The sequence below is a fragment of the Devosia sp. Root635 genome (assembly GCF_001427605.1).
Lineage (GTDB): Bacteria > Pseudomonadota > Alphaproteobacteria > Rhizobiales > Devosiaceae > Devosia.
Genome location: NZ_LMGZ01000018.1, coordinates 46,979 through 64,790, shown reverse-complemented (window position 1 = coordinate 64,790; position 17,812 = coordinate 46,979). Strand labels below are relative to the sequence as shown.

The following is a 17,812-nucleotide window of genomic DNA, read 5'->3' as shown; positions in this document are numbered from 1 at the left end:
CCCATTTGGGGGATGCGGGACGCCGCCCGGCCATGCCAGTTTGGCCGCGGTGACTTGGAGCATGGGCCGTTTTCAACCTTCAGCCCGTGAGGCCGTTGCCTTTGATCGGGCGGGGATCTTGGGGTCCCCGCCCGTGACTTTTCCGGGCTAACGGTTCTGCCGGTTCTCGATCAGGTCGTTGACCACGGCCGGATCGGCCAGCGTGGACGTATCGCCCAGCGAGCCGAAGTCGTTCTCGGCCACCTTGCGCAGGATGCGGCGCATGATCTTGCCGGAGCGGGTCTTGGGCAGGCCCGGCGCCCACTGGATGAGATCGGGCGTGGCGATGGGACCGATTTCCTTGCGGACCCAGCTCTTAAGCTCGGCCTTGAGCGCGTCGTCGCTGGTTTCGCCGGCCATCAGGGTGACGTAGCAATAGATGCCCTGCCCCTTGACGTCGTGCGGATAGCCGACGACAGCGGCCTCGGAGACCTTGGGGTGGCTGACCAGCGCGCTTTCGACCTCGGCGGTGCCCAGGCGATGGCCCGAGACGTTGAGCACGTCGTCGACACGGCCGGTGATCCAGTAATAGCCGTCCTCGTCGCGACGGCAGCCATCGCCGGTGAAGTAATAGCCCTTGTACTGGGTGAAGTAGGTTTCCACGAACCTTTTGTGGTCGCCATAGACGGTGCGCATCTGGCCCGGCCAGCTATCCTTGATGGCCAGCACGCCCTCGGCCTTGGTCTCGCTCTGGACCACGCCTTCGGGTGACAGCACAACCGGCTGCACGCCGAAGAAGGGCTTGGTGGCCGAACCGGGCTTGGTGGGAATGGCGCCGGGGAAAGGCGCGATCATATGGCCGCCCGTCTCGGTCTGCCACCAGGCATCGACGATCTCGCAGCGGCCCTTGCCGACATGCTTGTGATACCAGAGCCAGGCTTCCGGGTTGATCGGCTCGCCCACCGTGCCCAGCAGGCGCAGGGTCGGCATTTCGTATTTGTCGGCGAATTCGGACCCGGCGCCCATCAGCGCGCGGATGGCGGTCGGCGCGGTATGGAACACGTTGACCTTGTGCTTTTCCACCACCTGCCAGAAGCGCGAGGCATCCGGATAGCTCGGAATGCCCTCGAACATCAGCGTCGTGGCGCCATTGGCCAGCGGACCGTAGACGATATAGGTGTGCCCGGTGACCCAGCCCACATCGGCCGTGCACCAGAACACCTCGCCATCCTGATAATCGAAGCTCAGCTCATGGGTGAGCGAGCCCCATAGCAGGTAGCCGCCGGTGGTGTGCAGCACCCCCTTGGGCTTGCCGGTGGAGCCGGACGTATAGAGCACGAAGAGCGGGTCTTCGGCATTCATCGGCTCGGGCGGGCAATCGGCGTCGACGAGGGAAACCGCGTCGTCGTACCAGATGTCGCGACCCTCGACCATGTTCACCGGATTGCCGGTCACCTTGACCACGATGACCGTCTCGACGCCCGAAACCTTGCCCAGCGCCTCGTCGACATTCTTCTTGAGCGGCACGGTCTTGCCGCCGCGGCGGCCTTCATCGGCCGTCAGGATGATCTTGCTGCCGCAGTCGCTGACCCGGCCGGCGATCGAATCCGGCGAGAAGCCGCCGAAGATCACCGAATGCACGGCACCGATGCGTGAGCAGGCCAGCATGGCCACCGCCGTATCGATGATCATCGGCATGTAGATGGTGACGCGGTCGCCCTTCTTGACGCCATTGGCCTTGAGCACGTTGGCAAAGCGGCAGACCCGGTCATGCAGCTCGCGATAGGTCACCTTGCTGTCGGTACCCGGCGTATCGCCTTCCCAGAGAATTGCGGTCTGGTCGCCACGCGTCGCCAGATGCCGATCGAGGCAATTGTAGGAGACGTTGAGGATCCCGTCCTCGAACCATTTGATCGAGACATCGGGATAGGCATAGGTGGTGTTCTTGATCTTGCTGGGGAATTTCACCCAATCGAGGCGCTTGGCCTGCTCCGCCCAGAAGCCATCCGGATCGCTGATCGAGCGCGCATACATCTCGTCATACTGGGCTTTGGTGACGTGGGTGCGTGCGATCGCAGCCGCACTTGGCTGGAATACGAGCTGCTCGCTCATACTATCCTCCCTTATCTCTCCCGCTCCCGTTCTACTGACCCACCCCGCGCCGGGCAAGGCCTTGACGCTGCGACTTAATGGGTACGGCACCAAGTACCGCCCATTAACTGCGCTGGCCTAGGATGCTTCGGGCGCGGGCCGGTGTTTGGTACTGTCGGCGCATTGAGGGAGCCGCATCATGGCCGAGATGACCATTCGGGCCGCCACGCCGGCCGATATCGAGCTGATCCACCGCGAGCTGATGGATGTGATTGCCACGTCCGAATATTACAGCGACCGCTTCAAGGCCCACGAAATGGGCCGGCTCAACAAGAATTTCCTGCGCACCCTGCTGGCGCTCGACCCCTGGCACATCATGATCATGTGCGCCGATGGCATACCGGGCGGCGCCATGGTGTCGGGCCCCGAATGCGGCTCGGTGTTCCGCTATTGGAGCTGGGTCTTCCCCAGCCACCGCCAGACCAAGCTGGGCATGTTCGGCATGCGCGCCTTCGACGAGCATTGGGACAATACCCGCTTCCACAAGGCCTATACCTTCGTGCGGCCCGAGAACGCCGTAGCCCGCATGCTGCTCAAACGCTACGGCTACAAGGAGACGTGCCTGCTGGAAAAGCACATTTTTGGGCAGGATTACCTGTTGATCGAGAAGCCCTATACCAAAGTGACCGAGGACTATGACAGCGGCGCCAATATCGGCCGGCTGGGCCTGCTGAAGCGGCGGCTGGGCCTGGCGGCCTGATCTATTCCGCCGCCACCGCGGCGGCGCGGCGGCTGCGGAACCATTGCAGGATCGAGACGTCGAGCTTGGCGGTGCGCAAGGCTACCCACCACAGCCCCACCGACCAGATCGAAATGGCGATGATGGCCGAGAGGGCGGCGCCCATCAGCCCGAAATTGGGCACCAGCAGCCAGTTGCCCAGCACCAGCGTCACGACACCCAGCCCCACCGAGGGCAGACTGGCATAGGGACGGTCGTGGATGGAGAGCACCAGCGAGGCCGGGCCCATAACCGAGCGCACCACCAGCGCCAGGCACAGCACGGCCAGCGGTGCGGCGCCCGCCGAAAAGCTCGGGCCGAACAGCATCAGCGCAAACGGGCCGGCAACGGCGATACCGCCGAACAGCACGACAGAAATGACGCTGGCGACGAAATTGGCATCGCCCACCTTGCGCTTGAACGACTCGCGGTCGGCATTGGCCTCGCTTTCGAACATGTCGGGCAAGGTGACGGCGTAGACGGCGGCGACGGCAAAGGAAATCAGCGAGAAGATGCGGGTGCAGATGCCGAAAACGGCCAGTTCCTCGCGGCTGAGCGCATGGCTGAGCAGCAGGAGGTCGATGTCGAAGAAGAAATCGGTGGCCAGCGAGATTAACACCCAGGGCAAGGCAAAGCGCCACCAGCGGGCCGCCTCGGACGGGCGCCGCGGCGCGGTATCGGGAATGCGGTTCAGCGAGCTGACGACGAAGCCGAAATGCACCAGCGCGATCACCACATAGCCCGCCGCCACGATCCACAGCATCATCGAAAAGCCCTCTGCGGGCACGGCAAAGCTCATGGTGGCGAGGAACGCCGCGATGACGATGATCGGGCGGAACATGGTATCGGCGAAGAAGCCGGCAAATGGGCGCTTGAGCCCGACCAGCAGCGCCCCGTTGACATAGACCATGGCCGTCGCGAAGGCGAGTAAGGCTACCGGGATAAAATGGTCGGCAAGGACACTGTCCCCCTGCCCCAGCAGGCCCAGCACCGGCTGGCCCAGCAGCAGCAACAGCACCAGCGCACCCACGACATGGCCATAGGCACGGGTGATGAAGGTAATGAAATGCCGGCGCTCGCCGCGGGCCCGGTATTCGGCGGCGAAATAGGTGCCGACCGTATGAAAGCCCAGCGGCATGACCACCGCGACCAGGTTCACCGTGGCAATGACGATCATGTATTCGCCCAGCAGATCGGCGCCCCAGATGCGGGCGATCAGCGCCTGCACCAGGAAGATCAGCCCGGCGCCGGCCAGCCGTGCGCCGAAAATGATCGTCGACTGCGAGGCCAGGCGCCGATGCACGTTCATTCGGCGGCCTCCTCGCCGGCGTGCCTGGTCTGGGTCGCCCTGGTCCTGGGATTGCGCCAGCCGTCGACGGCCCGGCGCAGCGCATAGAGCGCATCGCGTGCGGCAAAGGCCCCTGTGCCCAGCAGCAGGGCCAGGGGGCGGCTGGCATAATTGGCCACCGGCGGCACCGGGCGGATGACGCCGGCCTCGCCGACCATGCCCTTCTTGAACTGATGCAGCCCCTGAAACCCGTCAGTGCCGCCGAGGTCGTACCAGGTGGCGGTTGTATTGTCGCGCAGCCAGCGGATGACGTGCCAGTGCATGAAATAGCCGGCGCGCAGCGGCAGCGCCTTGTCATTGGTGGCGCCATAGAGATAGACGGCCCGGTCGCCGGCCTTGAAGATCAGCGCCCCGGCCACCAGTTCGCCCGCGTGGCGCACGAAGAACAGTTCGGGCCGCAGTTCCGGCACATCGATCTGCATGAGCGCAGGCACGGTTTCATAGGCCGAATGGTCGGAAAACTGCTTGCGGTCGGTCATCGCGGCATAGAGCGTCTCGAAATCGGCGATCCTGTCCGGGCCGGCATGCTCGAAGCTGAGGCCGGCCTTTTCCGATTTGTTGAGCTGGCGCCGCCAGGTCTGCTGGAAGCTCTTGCGCTGCGCCTCGTCGGTGAGGCGCAGGTTGACGATATAGCGATTGGGAAAGCCCAGCTCGGACCCGCGCCTGAAGCCGCGCGCCCTGAGGCGCTCATATTCGCGATTGACCGGGTTGATCGAGGCGCGCGGCAGCACCGACAGCATCTGGCCCCGGCCATTGGCATATTCGGCCATCATGGCCTCGACCATGCCGGCATGAATGGCTTCGGCATCGGGGCGCGACACGTCCTTGAGCATCGGCGCCCATTTGGACACCGCGATCCGCGCCAACCCGAGCGGCAGTGATTGCACCATGACCAGGGCGCCGCCGACAATCTCGCCATCGAGCAGGAACAGCATCGGTTCCTGCTTGACCGATGGCCAGCGGGTAACGGCAAAGGCGTACATCTGCTCCTGGCAGACCTCGTCGAAGCCGGCAATGGTCCGGTCCCACTCCGCGCCATCGATAATGCGGGTCTGCAAGCGGTCCACGGCCAGACCCGCGCGCTCGGCCGGATGGCCGGCCGGCTCGGTCTCGACCAGTCGATCAGCGATAAGGGACATCGAAATTGCTTCCCGCTCGTATCAGTTGAGCGGGAAACTAGACCTGCGAGGTGAGTAAATCCCTATTGCGGCACGGCAAATGCCGCAAAGTTCGGGCCGTGGTTACCAAAGGCTAATGGGCAGCCGCAGCGGCCCCGGCCACGGCATGGGGCGTATAGACGAAGGGGATTTCCGGGATGGCGACGAACGCACCCAGGCCCTCGAGTGCCATGCGCACGGCCACGAACAGGATGATCAGCAGGCCCACCCAGGCGATCCAGCGATGCTTGTGCAGCAGGCCGGCGATGAAGGTGGCGGCAACGCCCATCATCACCACCGAAAGGCCGAGGCCGATGATCAGCGCCTCGAAATGGTGCTGCGCCGCGCCGGCCACGGCCAGCACGTTATCGAGAGACATGGACACGTCGGCGATGATGATCTGGATGACGGCCTGGCGCAGCGTCTTGCGCGGCGCCTTGCCGGCAACGGTGCCATCAGCATTCTTGTCGCTGTCTTCGAGCGCTTCCTGCGCCTCGTGCTCTTCGGCCTGCGAGACGGTGAGCTCGCGGAACATCTTCCAGCACACATAGAGCAGCAGCACGCCGCCGGCGATGAGCAGGCCGCCGCCGAGCGCCAGCAATTGGGTGGTGATGAGCGCGAAGAAGATGCGCAGCACCGTCGCGGCAATGATACCGATGAGGATGGCCTTGCGGCGGATATCTGAGGAAAGGCCCGCTGCGGCGAGGCCGATAACCACGGCATTGTCGCCGGCGAGAACCAGATCAATGAGGATCACTTGAACAAGCGAGCTAAAGAAACTCGGGTCGAAACCGAACATGCAACTGATCCTCGTCTGGGCAACTAATGGTCCGCCCTATAACGGGCCGGTCGACCGCTGGGAAGCGGAACTCGTCCAAAATAAACGAAAGTCTGAGGATCGATGCCGGTTCGGCGTCATTCTGACAGCTTGGTGACAGGCTCACCGCCCCGAGGCGCCCGGCCGCTTGAAGATTTCGGTCAGCGCCACCAGGGCGACGAGATGGGCATTCTGCGGGGTAACCGGATCCTTGAGGCAGCGCACATGGCTGGCGACGGTAAAGCGCATGCCATCACGCAGGCCGCTGGCGGTAAAATGCAGTCGGTGCGCCGCAGCGTCATAACTATAGGCGGTAACTTCGAACTGCATCGGAACGCGCCAACCCCGGAGGCCTCAATTGCACGTTTTCAGGGCACAACGCGCCCGCCCCCGCTATCGAAACTGGCAAGATAATCGATGATGGCGTCGATCTCGGCGCGATCCGTCATGCCGGCGAACGACATGCTGGTGCCCACGACAAGGTGCTTGGGACGCTTGAGGAATTGCGTCAGCGTCTGGCGGGTCCATTCGAGGCCATCGACCTGGGCCGCCAGCATGGCCGCCGAATAGGAATAACCATAGGCGTCAGCGGCCGGCCGGCCGACGACGCCATTCAGCTCCGGCCCGAGTTTGTTGGTCGCGCCCTCGCCAATCGCATGACAGGGCAGACACCTCTTGAACGCCGGGGGCATATCCTGCGCCGCAACCGGCACGACGACGAGGCCCAAAGCCAAAACCAGCAGGAACCGCATTGCCGTCCTCCAGTCCACAAAGCACCAGTTTGCCGCAAGCGGCAGGCAATTGCGACAGAAAACCGGGGGCTTTGGTGGGCGAGCACGGATTCGAACCGTGGACCCGACGATTAAGAGTCGTCTGCTCTACCAGCTGAGCTACTCGCCCCAATGCCGGAGCTTCCAAAGTGGCGCCTCTCTATCAAAGGGATTCCGCCCTGTCTAGCGCCCCACGCCACTTTCCTCACATGGGAGGTTTTGCCAGCGCAAAAACGCAGGCAGACGCTTGAGGGGTGACGCCGGCGGATGCCCGCCAGCGTCGGAATGATCAGTCGAAATTGACCCGGCTCTCACGGAAGGCAGCGAAATCGAGGACATTGCTGGCCCTGGACGCCGGCTCCTGCCGCGTCTCATCCATGAGGGTGATGGTCCGTTCGATAATGTAGCGCAGCTGGCGCGAGCGACTGTCCACACCCTGCAGGATCGTCGCGGCGCGCTGCAGGTGATCTCGGGCGAGAACGTAGGTGGGCGGCATGGCACGAGGCTCCTTGATAGAGAATCTGTTTTTGGGAGCGCCAGGGAGGTGTGACGCGGGACAGAGGGTGCGCGTGCATGCCTTCCTCAACCTTGCCGGAACTCCTGGCCTTTGATTCAAAAGCGACCGGTTTGCATGACCGGCCGGAGAGGCCTTGTTTCCGTGGCCACGCCGCCCGACTGGCGCCGCGGCTGCCCTGTGTAAAAGCCTGCCGCAATTTCGTCAGGATTGGCAAACCCGCTGGAAAGCGGCAGAATCAGGGCAAAAATTGCCTACCGGAAGAATCACGCCGGCGCCTGAATCGCTTCCCGGCAGGCGGCGCGCCCGTCTAGGATGACGTGATCAAAGAACAGCGAGTCGTCGTCCCGTGCCCCGCCCTTCCCTCTCCCCCGTTGCCGCCACCCTCGACGAGACCGTGCCCTTTGTCGGGCCGGAAGCCATTGCCCGGCACAGCGGCGTGCCGTTGCGGGCGCGGATCGGCGCCAATGAGAGCCCGTTCGGCCCGGCGCCGTCCGTACTGGCCGCCATGGCGGCAGCGGCGCATGAAAGCTGGCACTATGGCGATCCGGAAAACCATGACCTGCGCGAAGCCATCGCCGCCCATCTCGGCATTCCCTTCGCCAATGTGATGCCCGGCGAAGGCGTGGATGCGATCCTGGGCATGGCGGTACGGCTCTATGCGGCGCCGGGCAGCACCGTGGTCACATCGCTGGGCGGCTACCCGACCTTCAACTACCATATCCACGGCTACGGCGCGCAGATGCACACTGTCCCCTATATCGGGGACCGCGAGGATATCGATGCGCTGGCTGCCGCCGCACGCCAGACCAAAGCGGCCATGGTCTATCTGGCCAATCCCGACAACCCCATGGGAAGCTGGTGGGACGCGGCCTCGGTGGAGCGCTTCATCGCCGCCGTGCCCGAAACGACGATGATTATCCTCGACGAGGCCTATGGCGAATTCGCCCCGCCCGGCACGCTGCCGCCGCTGGACGTCAGCCGGCCGAACCTGCTGCGTATGCGCACGTTTTCCAAGGCCTACGGCCTGGCCGGCGCCCGCGTCGGCTATGTGTTCGGCGAGGAACGCAGCATTTCCGCCTTCAACCGCATCCGCAACCATTTCGGCATCAGCAATGTGGCGCAGGCCGCCGGCATCGCAGCTTTGGCCGATGGCGCCTACCTGGCGCAGGCGGTGGCGACAGTGCAGCACGCGCTGGAGGACACCGCCGCTATTGTGCGTCGGCACGGGCTGACGCCCCTGCCGACGGCGACCAATTTCGTGGCGGTCGATTGCGGCCGCGACGGGCCGCATGCACAGGCCATCCTCGATGGGCTGGCGAGCCGCGGCATCTTCGTGCGCAAGCCGGCGGTGACGGGCCTCAACCGCTGCATCCGCATCAGCGCCGGCACAAAAGCCGATCGGGCCTTGCTGGACGCGGCGCTGGGCGAAGTGTTGACGGCGCTGCCGCGCTAGAACAGATCAACAGTCGCCAGCAGCCCGAGATGGTTTGAGCCGAAGGCCTCGGGCGTCGAGGCGATATTGCGGATCAGGGCGGGACCGCGGGTAAACATGTTGTCGATGGGAACACCAAACGGCGCGATCTTGACCGGCCAGGTGGCGGGATAGCCCGGCGGCGGGATCAGGCCCAGTTGATCGGCCAGCGCGGCAATCTGGTTGGACCACGCCGCGGCATTGAAATCGCCCGCCAGCAGCACCGGCCCCTCGATGGCGCCGATCACCTCGCGGGCCTGCCGCAGTTCCAGCTCGGCATTGTTATCGAAATAGGGCTTGGTCAGGTGCAGCGCCACGATGGTTACGGCCTGGCCGCCGATAATGGTCTTCGCCGTAAACAGCCGGGTGCGAAACAGGCCGTTCAACCGCTGCATCTGTGTATCGGCCAGCGGCGTCCGCGAAAAGATCGCCAGGTCGCAGACCCTCGGGCTTTCGCAGCCCAGCCGATAGGGATAGTGCGCAGCAATGGCCTCCAATCCCGCTGGACCGACGCCCCTGGCCTCCATGAGCACCACCACATCCGCTCCGCTATCGATGACGAAGGCCGCCGCATCCGCGCCGCGCGGATTGCTGTTGAGCACGTTGAAGCCGAGCATGCGGAAACTAGCGTGGGCTACCCCGCTTTCCAGGGCCGCGCGCCGCTGCTGCTGTGCGAAAATCGTCGTCGCACCCTGCGCCAGGCTGAGCCCAATCAGCCCCGACAAGACCAGCGCCCGCAGCCGCGCCCCTGTCAGCGCCAGCGCCAGCGGCAGCAGCAGCATGGCCACCCCGATATGGAAGCGCAGCGTGCTCAGCAATTCCTGGCCGGGCACGCCCAGATTGACGCTCACGGCAAACAGCAGCGCCACCCCGACGACAGCCAGTCCGCTCAGCACGCCTCTGGTTTCGGAAAGAATCGACAAACCGGCCCCGTGAATTCGCCTGCCCGCCAATGGTGGCCCGGCCCGGCGATATATTGCAAGGGGTGGTGGCCGTCTTGCTCCCGCGGGCCGGGAGCAAGACGCGGTTGTCAGCCCGCCATCGCGCCTTGTGCCGCAGCACCGCGTTCGATCAGCAGGCGATTATAGGCGTTGAGATAGGCGCGGGCCGAGGCCACCAGCGTATCGGGCTCCGCCGCGTTGCCGGAGACGATGCGGCCGTTCATTTCGAGGCGCACATGGGCGCTGGCCTGGGCGTCGGTGCCGCCGGTAACGCCATCCACGGCATAGAGCACCAGATGCGGCTCCTGACCGACACTCGCCTTGATGGCGTTGAAGATGGCATCCACCGAGCCGGTGCCCTCATAGGTGACGCGGGATTCCTCGCCATCAATCGAGAGGGTCATGGTGCATTTATGCGTACCGCCGGTCTTGGAGACGACTTCCATATCGACCAGCTTGATGCGGTCGCCCACCGAGCCGACTTCGTCATCGACCAAAGCGACAATATCGGCGTCGTAGACATGCTTCTTGCGATCGGCCAAATCCTTGAAGCGCACGAAAGCCTCCTGGAAGGCATTGTCGCCCAGCTCGTAGCCCAGCTCGCGCAGCTTGTCCTTGAAGGCGGCGCGGCCGGAATGCTTGCCCATGACCAGGGTGGTTTCCTTGATGCCGACACTGGCCGGCGTCATGATCTCGTAGGTCTCGGCATTCTTGAGCATGCCATCCTGATGGATGCCGCTTTCATGGGCGAAGGCATTCTTGCCGACGATGGCCTTGTTGTACTGCACCGGGAAATTGGCGGCCGCCGAGACGACCTTGCTGGCGCGCGCCAGGTGCGTGGTCTCGATCTCGGTGTGGTAGGGCATGGCGTCGGCGCGGGTGCGCAGGGCCATGACGACCTCTTCGAGCGCCGCATTGCCGGCGCGTTCGCCCAGCCCGTTGATGGTGCATTCCACCTGTCGCGCCCCGCCGCGCACGGCGGCCAGCGAATTGGCGACGGCCAGACCCAGGTCATTGTGGCAATGGGCCGAGAAGATCGCCTTGTCGGCGCCGGGGACCTGCGTGATGATATCGCGGAACATCTTCTCATGCTCGTCGGGCACGGCATAGCCGACCGTATCGGGCAGGTTGATCGTGGTGGCGCCGGCCTTGATGGCGGTTTCGACGCAGCGCTTGAGGAATTCCAGCGGCGTGCGGGTGGCGTCCATCGCCGACCATTCCACATCGTCGATCAGGTTGCGCGCCTGCGCCACGGTGCGGGCGATGATCTCGATGACCTCGTCCTCGGTCTTTTTCATCTGGTGGGCCAGATGGATCGGCGAGGTGGAAACGAACGTATGGATGCGGCCGCGCCTTGCATGGCGCACGGCCTCCCCTGCCCGGTCGATATCGGCCGGTATGGCGCGGGCGAGGCCGGCGACGGTGGAGCGCTTGACCTGCTTGGCGACGGCGACGACGGCCTCGAAGTCACCATTGGAGGCGATGGGAAACCCGGCCTCGATGATATCGACGCCCATCTCGTCGAGCGCTTCGGCGACCTGCAGCTTTTCTTCCAGCGTCATGGTGGCGCCGGGGGATTGCTCGCCATCCCGCAGGGTGGTGTCGAAGATGAAAACGCGGTCTTTGTTGGTATCGGCGGCAGCGGACATTCTCGAATTCCTATCGGTCGGCCCAGAGTCGCAGCTCTGCAGGCCGGACATTTACTGTTCGGCTTATGGCACTATCCCCTGACGACCCGCTCGTTCGAGCTGCCGGTGATCAGGGGCTGATAAGAAGGAGAAGAAGCGCAGCAGGCAGCAAAAGCAGGCCAGCGGCAATCGTCAGGACGCGAGCGCGTTCCTGGCGTTGGGCGACGGCGATGGCAATTGCGCGCTTGCGCTGCATGGGTTCAGTTCCGATTTACCGGCAAGAATGCGCGAAACCGCATCGCCGTGCAAGCCCAAGCTGCGGGCAATGTTGATTTTTCGCTGTTGGACTTGCGTCTAATTGAATGCAAACACAGCCGAAAGCACGGTCGCGGCCAGGGCCAGGCCCGCAACCTGCCCGGCGATGCCTGCCCTGCGCCCCGCCTCGGCATCGCCGCCATGCGCCTTCCTGAGGTTGATGCCACCGACAATCGTGGCACCCAGCAGCACCAGCACCAAAGCCATCTTGATGCCGAACCAGGTCATGCTGGGCGCCGAGAAATCCCACTTGAGCCAGAACAGCAGAATGCCGGTGATGATGAGTCCGCCCAAGGCGCCGCGAGCGGCACGGGAAATGCGGGTGACAATATCGAACAGCACCTCGCGTGTCGGGCCTTCGGCTGTAACGAGCTTGCTGCCGATAATCGGCATCGCCACCGCACTCGCCCCGCCGCCGACCAGCGCCAGCAGATGAATCCAGAACAGAAGGTTGACCAGAATATCCATGCTGCCGCCCTCAACGCAGTTGCGTCGGGGACAATAGCAGTTTCGTCGTGGGAATAAAGCGCTTGCGGACCACCCGCCTAGTCGTCCAAGTCGAGCAGCCCTTCAGCCACGATAACGGCATGGCCCCCGATGCCGCCATGGATCAGCACGTCGTTTTCCTTGCGCAACTGGATGGTGATGCGGCATGGGCGGCCCATTTCCTGGCCCTGGCGCAGGGTGAAGTCGGCCTGCCCTGTCGCCAGATTGGCATGTTCTGCGAGCAGGCCGATCAGCGCCGCGGCAGCCGAGCCGGTGCCGGGATCCTCGCCGACATCCATGCCGAACATGCGGGCGGCCAGATCGTTATCGGGCTCGTCCGGCGTCAGGGTGAACACATAGGCCGAGTTGTGGTCGTGGCTGAAGACGCTGTTCCAGATGGCCTGGTTGACCTTGATCCTACGCAGCACCTTGGCATTGCGCACCGGCACCAGGTGGAAGGTGACACCGGCCGAGAACACTGCCGGCTCATAGACGTCGCAGCCGATATCTTCCACCTCGATGCCCAAAGCCTGGGCCATGCCCAGCCTGTCGGTGAGCGGCGCGATACGCGCGGGCAGGCGCGGCAGAGCAAACCGGGCTTCGCCCGAACGTTTGTCGGTCTTTTCGAACAGGGCCGTGATAAGCCCCACCTTCTCCTCGAGCCGGACGGCGCTGACCTTGTTCTGCAGCCCTAGCACCACGGCGGCGCCTACGGTGGGGTGGCCGGCGAAGGGCAGTTCGGCATAGGGCGTGAAAATGCGGATGGCGGCGGTATTGCGCTCTGTCTTGGGCTTGAGGATGAACACCGTCTCGCTGAGATTGAACTCGCGGGCAATGGCCTGCATCTCGCCATCGAGCAGCCCATCGGCCTTGGTGACCACGGCAAGCTGATTGCCCATGAGCCGCTCGCGGGTGAAGACATCCAGCAGCAGATAGTTGAGCTTCATGGCGGCCCTATTCCGCCGGCAGGGCGTAGACGGCCCGGTCGAGCCCCAGGTGATCGCACAAGGCGGCGACGGCCACGCCGTGGTCGCTGCGGCCGGGCAGGCCTGAAATGGTGAGGCACCCGATAATGCCGGCGCCCTTGACGCGGATGGGAAAGCCACCGCCGGCAATGACATAGTCGGCCGGATCGGCGCCCGATTGCGGACTGAACGGCGCTTCGCCCCGCTCGAGCACCAGCCGGTAGCTGGCGCGCTGGAAGCGGCGGACGGAATTGATCTTGCGGCGCACCCATTCGGCATTGTCGGCACTGGTGCCCGCCGTGGCGGCAAAGAACATCTGCCGGTCCCAGGTGCGGATATCGACCACCAGCGACAGACCCTCGGCCAGCGCCCGATCGCGAATGGCGCTGCCCAGCTTGAAGGCGACGGTCTCGTCGAATGCCGGCAGAACGAGTTCCTGCTCCTGCTTCTTGACGAGGGCGATATCTTCAGCAGCGGCCATGGTCAGGTGTCCTTGTGGGTAAAGCGGGTCCAGGCGTCGAACAGCGGCTGGCGGTCGACGGCGCCCTTGGGAAAATTGGTCTGGCGCGGATCGATGGCGGCCCAGATATTGCCGACGGGCGCGGCCCAATCCATGTCGTCGAGCGTCCCCGCCCGCACCACCTTGATGCCGGGCTGGGGTGGATCGTTCCACAGCCAGCCGTGGCAATGGGCGCAAAAGTTCATCACGATGACATTGCCGCTCTCGGCGATGCGGCGATATTGGGCGATCTCGCCGGACAACAGCTCGAAATCGTCGTCCCGGACGATCATCGACATGGACCAGCCCGCGCCGGAATAGCGCTGGCAGTCCTTGCAATGGCAATTGTAGACCGCGAGCGGACTCGCCTTGAGCCGATAACGCACCGCCCCGCACTGGCACCCGCCCTCGACCGGGAATTCCGGCAACCCCATTGCACCCTCCGACTCTGCGCCCGCGTCAGGTTCTAGACCAAGTTGGGCCAGGGCAGAAGCGCGCATCTAATCCCTTACGCATCCGGCCAAGGCCAAATGGCAGCACTCAATTTATCGGTGGCAGCGCCACGGTGGTACTAGACCCAACAGGCGTGGTGATTACCATGTGGCCAAGAAGGAGTTTTTGAGGTGCAACAACGAATTGCCGCCTTAGCGAGAGACGCCATTCGAAGAGTCCTGATGAAACATTGGGACCCAATCGGCGTGGAAGATGAGCCCGAAGCACAGGACGAGTACGACGACTATATTCCGGTGATCTGGAAACTTCTCATCAACCGAGAATCTACTCGGGTGATAGCGGCAACCCTCCAGGCCATCGAGGTCGAGCAAATGGGCCTGCCGGCCAACCAGCCAAGAGCACTAAGTGCGGCCAAGAAGTTGCATCTCATCGACATCCAGCTATAGACAGCGAGCCTCCGACAATTTCCCCCAGCAGGACCGGCTGGAGCGGCTGCGCGAGCTTCGGGCGCTCCTTGCCGATTTCGCCAGCGGCCGCTATTCCGAGGCGGAATTGATGGCGTTCGGGCGGGGCACGAATGCGCGCGTTTATCCACGACCCTCCAGGGCTTTCTTCACGGAAGCCCTGCCCATTCTCGACCGCTACATCGCCAAGGGCGGCGCACCCCGGCGATGGGGTGAAGAAGAATAAGAAAAAACGGGGGCCGAAGCCCCCGTCCCGTAGCTTAGTTCTTCGCCTTGTCGACCAGCGCGCCGGCCTTGATCCAGGGCATCATGTCGCGCAGCTTGGCGCCGACCTCCTCGATCTGGTGCTCGTCATGCAGACGACGGGTCGCCTTGAAGCGCGAACCGCCGGCCTTGATTTCCTGCATCCACTCGGCGGTGAACTTGCCGGTCTGGATGTCGGTCAGGATACGCTTCATCTCGGCCTTGGTGTCCGAGGTGATGACGCGCGGGCCCGAAACATATTCGCCCCACTCGGCAGTGTTGGAGATCGAGTAGTTCATGTTGGCGATGCCGCCCTGGTAGATCAGGTCGACGATCAGCTTCACTTCGTGCAGGCACTCGAAATAGGCCATTTCCGGCGCGTAGCCGGCTTCCACCAGCGTTTCGAAGCCGGCGCGGATCAGTTCCACGAGACCACCGCACAGCACGGCCTGCTCGCCGAACAGGTCGGTCTCGCACTCTTCGCGGAAATTGGTCTCGATGACGCCCGAACGGCCGCCGCCAACGCCCGAGGCATAAGCCAGCGCGATATCATGGGCATTGCCCGAAGCGTCCTGATGCACGGCGATCAGGCACGGCACGCCGCCACCCTTCTGGTACTCGCCGCGCACGGTGTGGCCCGGACCCTTGGGCGCGATCATGATCACGTCGACGGTCGACTTGGGCTCGATCAGGTTGAAATGCACGTTGAGGCCATGCGCGAAAGCCAGCGCGGCGCCGTCACGGATGTTGGGCTCGATATGCTGCTTGTAGATATCGGCCTGCAGCTCATCGGGGGTCAGCATCATGATGACGTCGGCCCACTTGGCGGCGTCGGCGACGCTCATCACCTTGAGGCCTTCACCCTCGGCCTTCTTGGCCGATGCGGAACCGGGGCGCAGGGCCACGACGACATCCTTCACGCCGCTGTCGCGCAGATTCAGCGTATGGGCATGGCCCTGCGAACCGTAGCCGACAATGGCGACCTTCTTCGACTTGATGATGTTGAGATCGGCATCCCGATCGTAATAGACGCGCATGGGTTTCTCCCTGAAATGCAGTGTTATGGATTGTTGGCTTTCGCCCCGTAGAGGGCGAAGAACTGGTCGGTGGCGGCCTTCACATCGGCTTCGATATTGGCCACGACATTGGTCTGAGTCAGCGCCTTGTCGCCCAGCAGCAGCCGGATCTGCACGTCGCGGACCACGAGGCCGAAAAAGGTGCGATAGGCATCCTCGCTGGAATCGAAGCGCAACAGGCGCGCATCGCGCCCCGCTTCAAGAATGGGCTTGAGCCGGCGGCGAATGGCCAGCGGACCATTTTCCAGCACGATAATGCCCAGGCTGTCTTTTTCCTGCGCCGCATGGGTAACGGCCGTGCGGTTGAGGGTGATGGAGACTTCGCCGGTGATGACGGTCAGCAGGTCCCGCGCGAACTGCTCGATGCTGAGGCGCAGCGCCTTGGCATTGAGATGGGACCGATCGACCACCGGCATGCGCACCTTGGCGGCCTGCCACTGCACGGTGGCGGTCAGCAGCCCATCGCGGTCGCCGAACCACTTGTAGAGCGTTTCCTTGGAGCATGAGGCGCGGCGCGCCACGGCCGTCATGGTCAGGCCATCGCCATTTTCGACGAGCAAATCCAGTGCCGCCGTCAGCACTGCCTGCTGGCGCGGTGTGAACGTCTCTTCGTTGACCTTGATGGTCAATGCCACGACCTGTCCCCGGTTATGGGCCGAACGGTTTCGGCCAATTCCGTCCGCAGGCGTACCGTACGGTACGGTTCGTTGCAAGTGCTATTTGTAACGAGGCGTGGAAATCGTCAGCCGGTCCGGCCGACAAGATGCGTGGCGAAGAACGCCAACATGGCGTCCCGCATGCGAGGCGTTTCGCGATGACCGATGCCGGGTTCGCTGACCAGTTCCAGCCGGTCGCGCCTATCGGCATAGGCGGGCTCCAGTTCGGCCCAGGCGCGGGCGACGGCGGCCGGTGGCGTCAGGCTGTCGGCCTCGCCGATACAGACCAGTTGCGGACGCGGCGCGATGAGCGCGGCAATACTGCCGCCATCGGCCTCGGCCAGCAGGCCCGGCACGGTGAGATAGATGCCGTGGCCATCGTGGGCGCCAAGCTCGATCATGGTGCGGAAATCGGCAAAGCAGCAGAGATGCGCGACGGCGGCAATGCGCTCGTCCATGGCGGCCAGCCAGTAGCTGAGCACGCAGCCCATGGAGATGCCGAAGGCGCCGATGCGGGCCGCATCGACATCGTCGCGGCCGGCCAGGTAGCTCAGCGCGGCGGAATGGTCCGACAGCATCTGCCCGAACAGCGACTTGCCTTGCCACAGCAGCGCCTTGGCGGCAGAACCTTCGCTGACCGTGGCGCGCTCGCCGAAGACCGGCATGTCGATGCAGAGCGTCACATAGCCGGCGCGGGCGAAGGCCGGTCCGAGCGGATCGAGCAGATATTCGCGGCCATCCAGCAATTCGCTGGCGCCAATGGCATAGCCGCCGCCATGCGAATGGCCATAAAGGATGGCCGGCAGGCGCGCGGCATTGTCGGTCGGTCGGGTGAGAATACCGCGCACCTCGGTATCGCCGAGTCGCAGCCGCAGATGTTCCACCACATAGCCGTCGGCGGCTTCAGCCCGCCTTGCGATAGGGCTGACCACAGGCTCTTCAAGCCCAATAAGGTCGCGGAAACGGGCACGGGTGATGGACATCTTCTATTGGCCTATGGTGGGCGAAACGTTCGCGCGGACCCTAACCTGCGCCGAGACAACGGGAAAGACGGCCGCAAGACCCTTGCCGTGCATGCGCCGGCCGCATCGCTGCACTCGTCCATCGGCACTTGCCGATGGAGCTTGAACAGGGCATTTATGCGCCGCCACTCACCGG

General features: G+C 64.0%; 20 protein-coding genes and 1 tRNA gene. 3 read left to right on the top strand and 18 right to left on the bottom strand.

Going from position 1 to position 17,812, the window contains the following annotated elements:
• Nucleotides 1-147: 147 nt before the first annotated feature.
• On the bottom strand, nucleotides 148-2,091 hold the full coding sequence (gene acs / locus ASD80_RS09590) for an acetate--CoA ligase (protein ID WP_056232008.1): 1,944 nt from the start codon (nucleotides 2,089-2,091) through the stop codon (nucleotides 148-150).
• A gap of 178 nt (nucleotides 2,092-2,269) precedes the next feature.
• On the opposite strand from acs, the gene ASD80_RS09585 reads away from it, so the two are divergent.
• On the top strand, nucleotides 2,270-2,830 hold the full coding sequence (locus ASD80_RS09585; RefSeq protein ID WP_056232006.1) for a hypothetical protein: 561 nt from the start codon (nucleotides 2,270-2,272) through the stop codon (nucleotides 2,828-2,830).
• Nucleotide 2,831: 1 nt separating this feature from the next.
• Here ASD80_RS09585 and ASD80_RS09580 read toward each other — a convergent pair whose 3' ends face one another.
• From ASD80_RS09580 to ASD80_RS09550, 7 genes are all read right to left on the bottom strand, one after another.
• Nucleotides 2,832-4,157 carry a lipopolysaccharide biosynthesis protein gene (locus ASD80_RS09580; protein ID WP_082555178.1) on the bottom strand — a complete coding sequence of 442 codons (1,326 nt, stop codon included), beginning with the start codon at nucleotides 4,155-4,157 and terminating at the stop codon, nucleotides 2,832-2,834.
• A complete protein-coding gene (locus ASD80_RS09575) occupies nucleotides 4,154-5,335 on the bottom strand; it encodes a lipid II:glycine glycyltransferase FemX (protein ID WP_056232000.1) in 1,182 nt (393 codons plus the stop codon). Before ASD80_RS09575 ends, ASD80_RS09580 begins: the two co-directional genes overlap by 4 nt.
• A 112-nt stretch (nucleotides 5,336-5,447) precedes the next feature.
• Nucleotides 5,448-6,152: a YjbE family putative metal transport protein gene (locus ASD80_RS09570; RefSeq protein WP_056231997.1), complete on the bottom strand. Its 705-nt coding sequence runs from the start codon at nucleotides 6,150-6,152 to the stop codon at nucleotides 5,448-5,450.
• A gap of 141 nt (nucleotides 6,153-6,293) precedes the next feature.
• A complete protein-coding gene (locus ASD80_RS09565) occupies nucleotides 6,294-6,500 on the bottom strand; it encodes a hypothetical protein (protein WP_056231994.1) in 207 nt (68 codons plus the stop codon).
• 38 nt (nucleotides 6,501-6,538) lie between these two features.
• Entirely contained in the window at nucleotides 6,539-6,922 is a 384-nt protein-coding gene (locus tag ASD80_RS09560) for a c-type cytochrome (protein WP_056231991.1), read from the bottom strand.
• Nucleotides 6,923-6,994: 72 nt separating this feature from the next.
• Nucleotides 6,995-7,070 (bottom strand) — tRNA-Lys (locus ASD80_RS09555).
• A 159-nt stretch (nucleotides 7,071-7,229) separates the two neighbouring features.
• Nucleotides 7,230-7,436, bottom strand: coding sequence for a hypothetical protein (locus ASD80_RS09550; RefSeq protein WP_056231987.1), 207 nt, complete (start codon nucleotides 7,434-7,436; stop codon nucleotides 7,230-7,232).
• Between the two features lie 367 nt (nucleotides 7,437-7,803).
• Between ASD80_RS09550 and ASD80_RS09545 the strand changes: the two genes are divergently transcribed.
• Nucleotides 7,804-8,910 carry a pyridoxal phosphate-dependent aminotransferase gene (locus tag ASD80_RS09545; protein WP_056231984.1) on the top strand — a complete coding sequence of 369 codons (1,107 nt, stop codon included), beginning with the start codon at nucleotides 7,804-7,806 and terminating at the stop codon, nucleotides 8,908-8,910.
• Here ASD80_RS09545 and ASD80_RS09540 read toward each other — a convergent pair.
• The 7 genes from ASD80_RS09540 to ASD80_RS09515 form a co-directional block, all read right to left on the bottom strand.
• The gene (locus ASD80_RS09540; RefSeq protein ID WP_056231981.1) at nucleotides 8,907-9,851 is read right to left on the bottom strand and encodes an endonuclease/exonuclease/phosphatase family protein; all 945 of its coding nucleotides are present in this window, start codon (nucleotides 9,849-9,851) and stop codon (nucleotides 8,907-8,909) included. The two genes, ASD80_RS09545 and ASD80_RS09540, sit on opposite strands and share 4 nt — an antisense overlap.
• Nucleotides 9,852-9,958: 107 nt before the next feature.
• Complete coding sequence (locus ASD80_RS09535) at nucleotides 9,959-11,518, bottom strand: 2-isopropylmalate synthase (RefSeq protein WP_056231978.1); 1,560 nt, start codon at nucleotides 11,516-11,518, stop codon at nucleotides 9,959-9,961.
• 109 nt (nucleotides 11,519-11,627) lie between these two features.
• Entirely contained in the window at nucleotides 11,628-11,753 is a 126-nt protein-coding gene (locus ASD80_RS19200) for a hypothetical protein (RefSeq protein ID WP_274532318.1), read from the bottom strand.
• Between the two features lie 98 nt (nucleotides 11,754-11,851).
• Nucleotides 11,852-12,280, bottom strand: coding sequence for a hypothetical protein (locus ASD80_RS09530; protein WP_056231975.1), 429 nt, complete (start codon nucleotides 12,278-12,280; stop codon nucleotides 11,852-11,854).
• A 77-nt stretch (nucleotides 12,281-12,357) separates the two neighbouring features.
• Nucleotides 12,358-13,245 carry a PhzF family phenazine biosynthesis protein gene (locus tag ASD80_RS09525; protein WP_056231973.1) on the bottom strand — a complete coding sequence of 296 codons (888 nt, stop codon included), beginning with the start codon at nucleotides 13,243-13,245 and terminating at the stop codon, nucleotides 12,358-12,360.
• 7 nt (nucleotides 13,246-13,252) lie between these two features.
• Nucleotides 13,253-13,744, bottom strand: coding sequence for a heme-degrading domain-containing protein (locus tag ASD80_RS09520; protein WP_056231970.1), 492 nt, complete (start codon nucleotides 13,742-13,744; stop codon nucleotides 13,253-13,255).
• Between the two features lie 2 nt (nucleotides 13,745-13,746).
• A complete protein-coding gene (locus tag ASD80_RS09515; protein ID WP_162247340.1) occupies nucleotides 13,747-14,196 on the bottom strand; it encodes a GFA family protein in 450 nt (149 codons plus the stop codon).
• A gap of 240 nt (nucleotides 14,197-14,436) precedes the next feature.
• Here ASD80_RS09515 and ASD80_RS09510 point away from each other — a divergent pair, with 240 nt between their 5' ends.
• Entirely contained in the window at nucleotides 14,437-14,661 is a 225-nt protein-coding gene (locus tag ASD80_RS09510) for a hypothetical protein (protein WP_056231964.1), read from the top strand.
• Nucleotides 14,662-14,939: 278 nt separating this feature from the next.
• Here the strand turns inward: ASD80_RS09510 and ilvC are convergent, their stop codons facing one another.
• From ilvC to ASD80_RS09495, 3 genes are all read right to left on the bottom strand, one after another.
• Nucleotides 14,940-15,959 (bottom strand): ketol-acid reductoisomerase, encoded by a 1,020-nt coding sequence (ilvC, locus tag ASD80_RS09505; RefSeq protein WP_056231961.1) that lies wholly within the window; start codon nucleotides 15,957-15,959, stop codon nucleotides 14,940-14,942.
• Between the two features lie 23 nt (nucleotides 15,960-15,982).
• On the bottom strand, nucleotides 15,983-16,633 hold the full coding sequence (locus ASD80_RS09500; RefSeq protein ID WP_056231957.1) for a TetR/AcrR family transcriptional regulator: 651 nt from the start codon (nucleotides 16,631-16,633) through the stop codon (nucleotides 15,983-15,985).
• A gap of 107 nt (nucleotides 16,634-16,740) precedes the next feature.
• Complete coding sequence (locus tag ASD80_RS09495; RefSeq protein ID WP_056231954.1) at nucleotides 16,741-17,637, bottom strand: alpha/beta hydrolase family protein; 897 nt, start codon at nucleotides 17,635-17,637, stop codon at nucleotides 16,741-16,743.
• Between the last annotated feature and the right edge of the window lie 175 nt (nucleotides 17,638-17,812).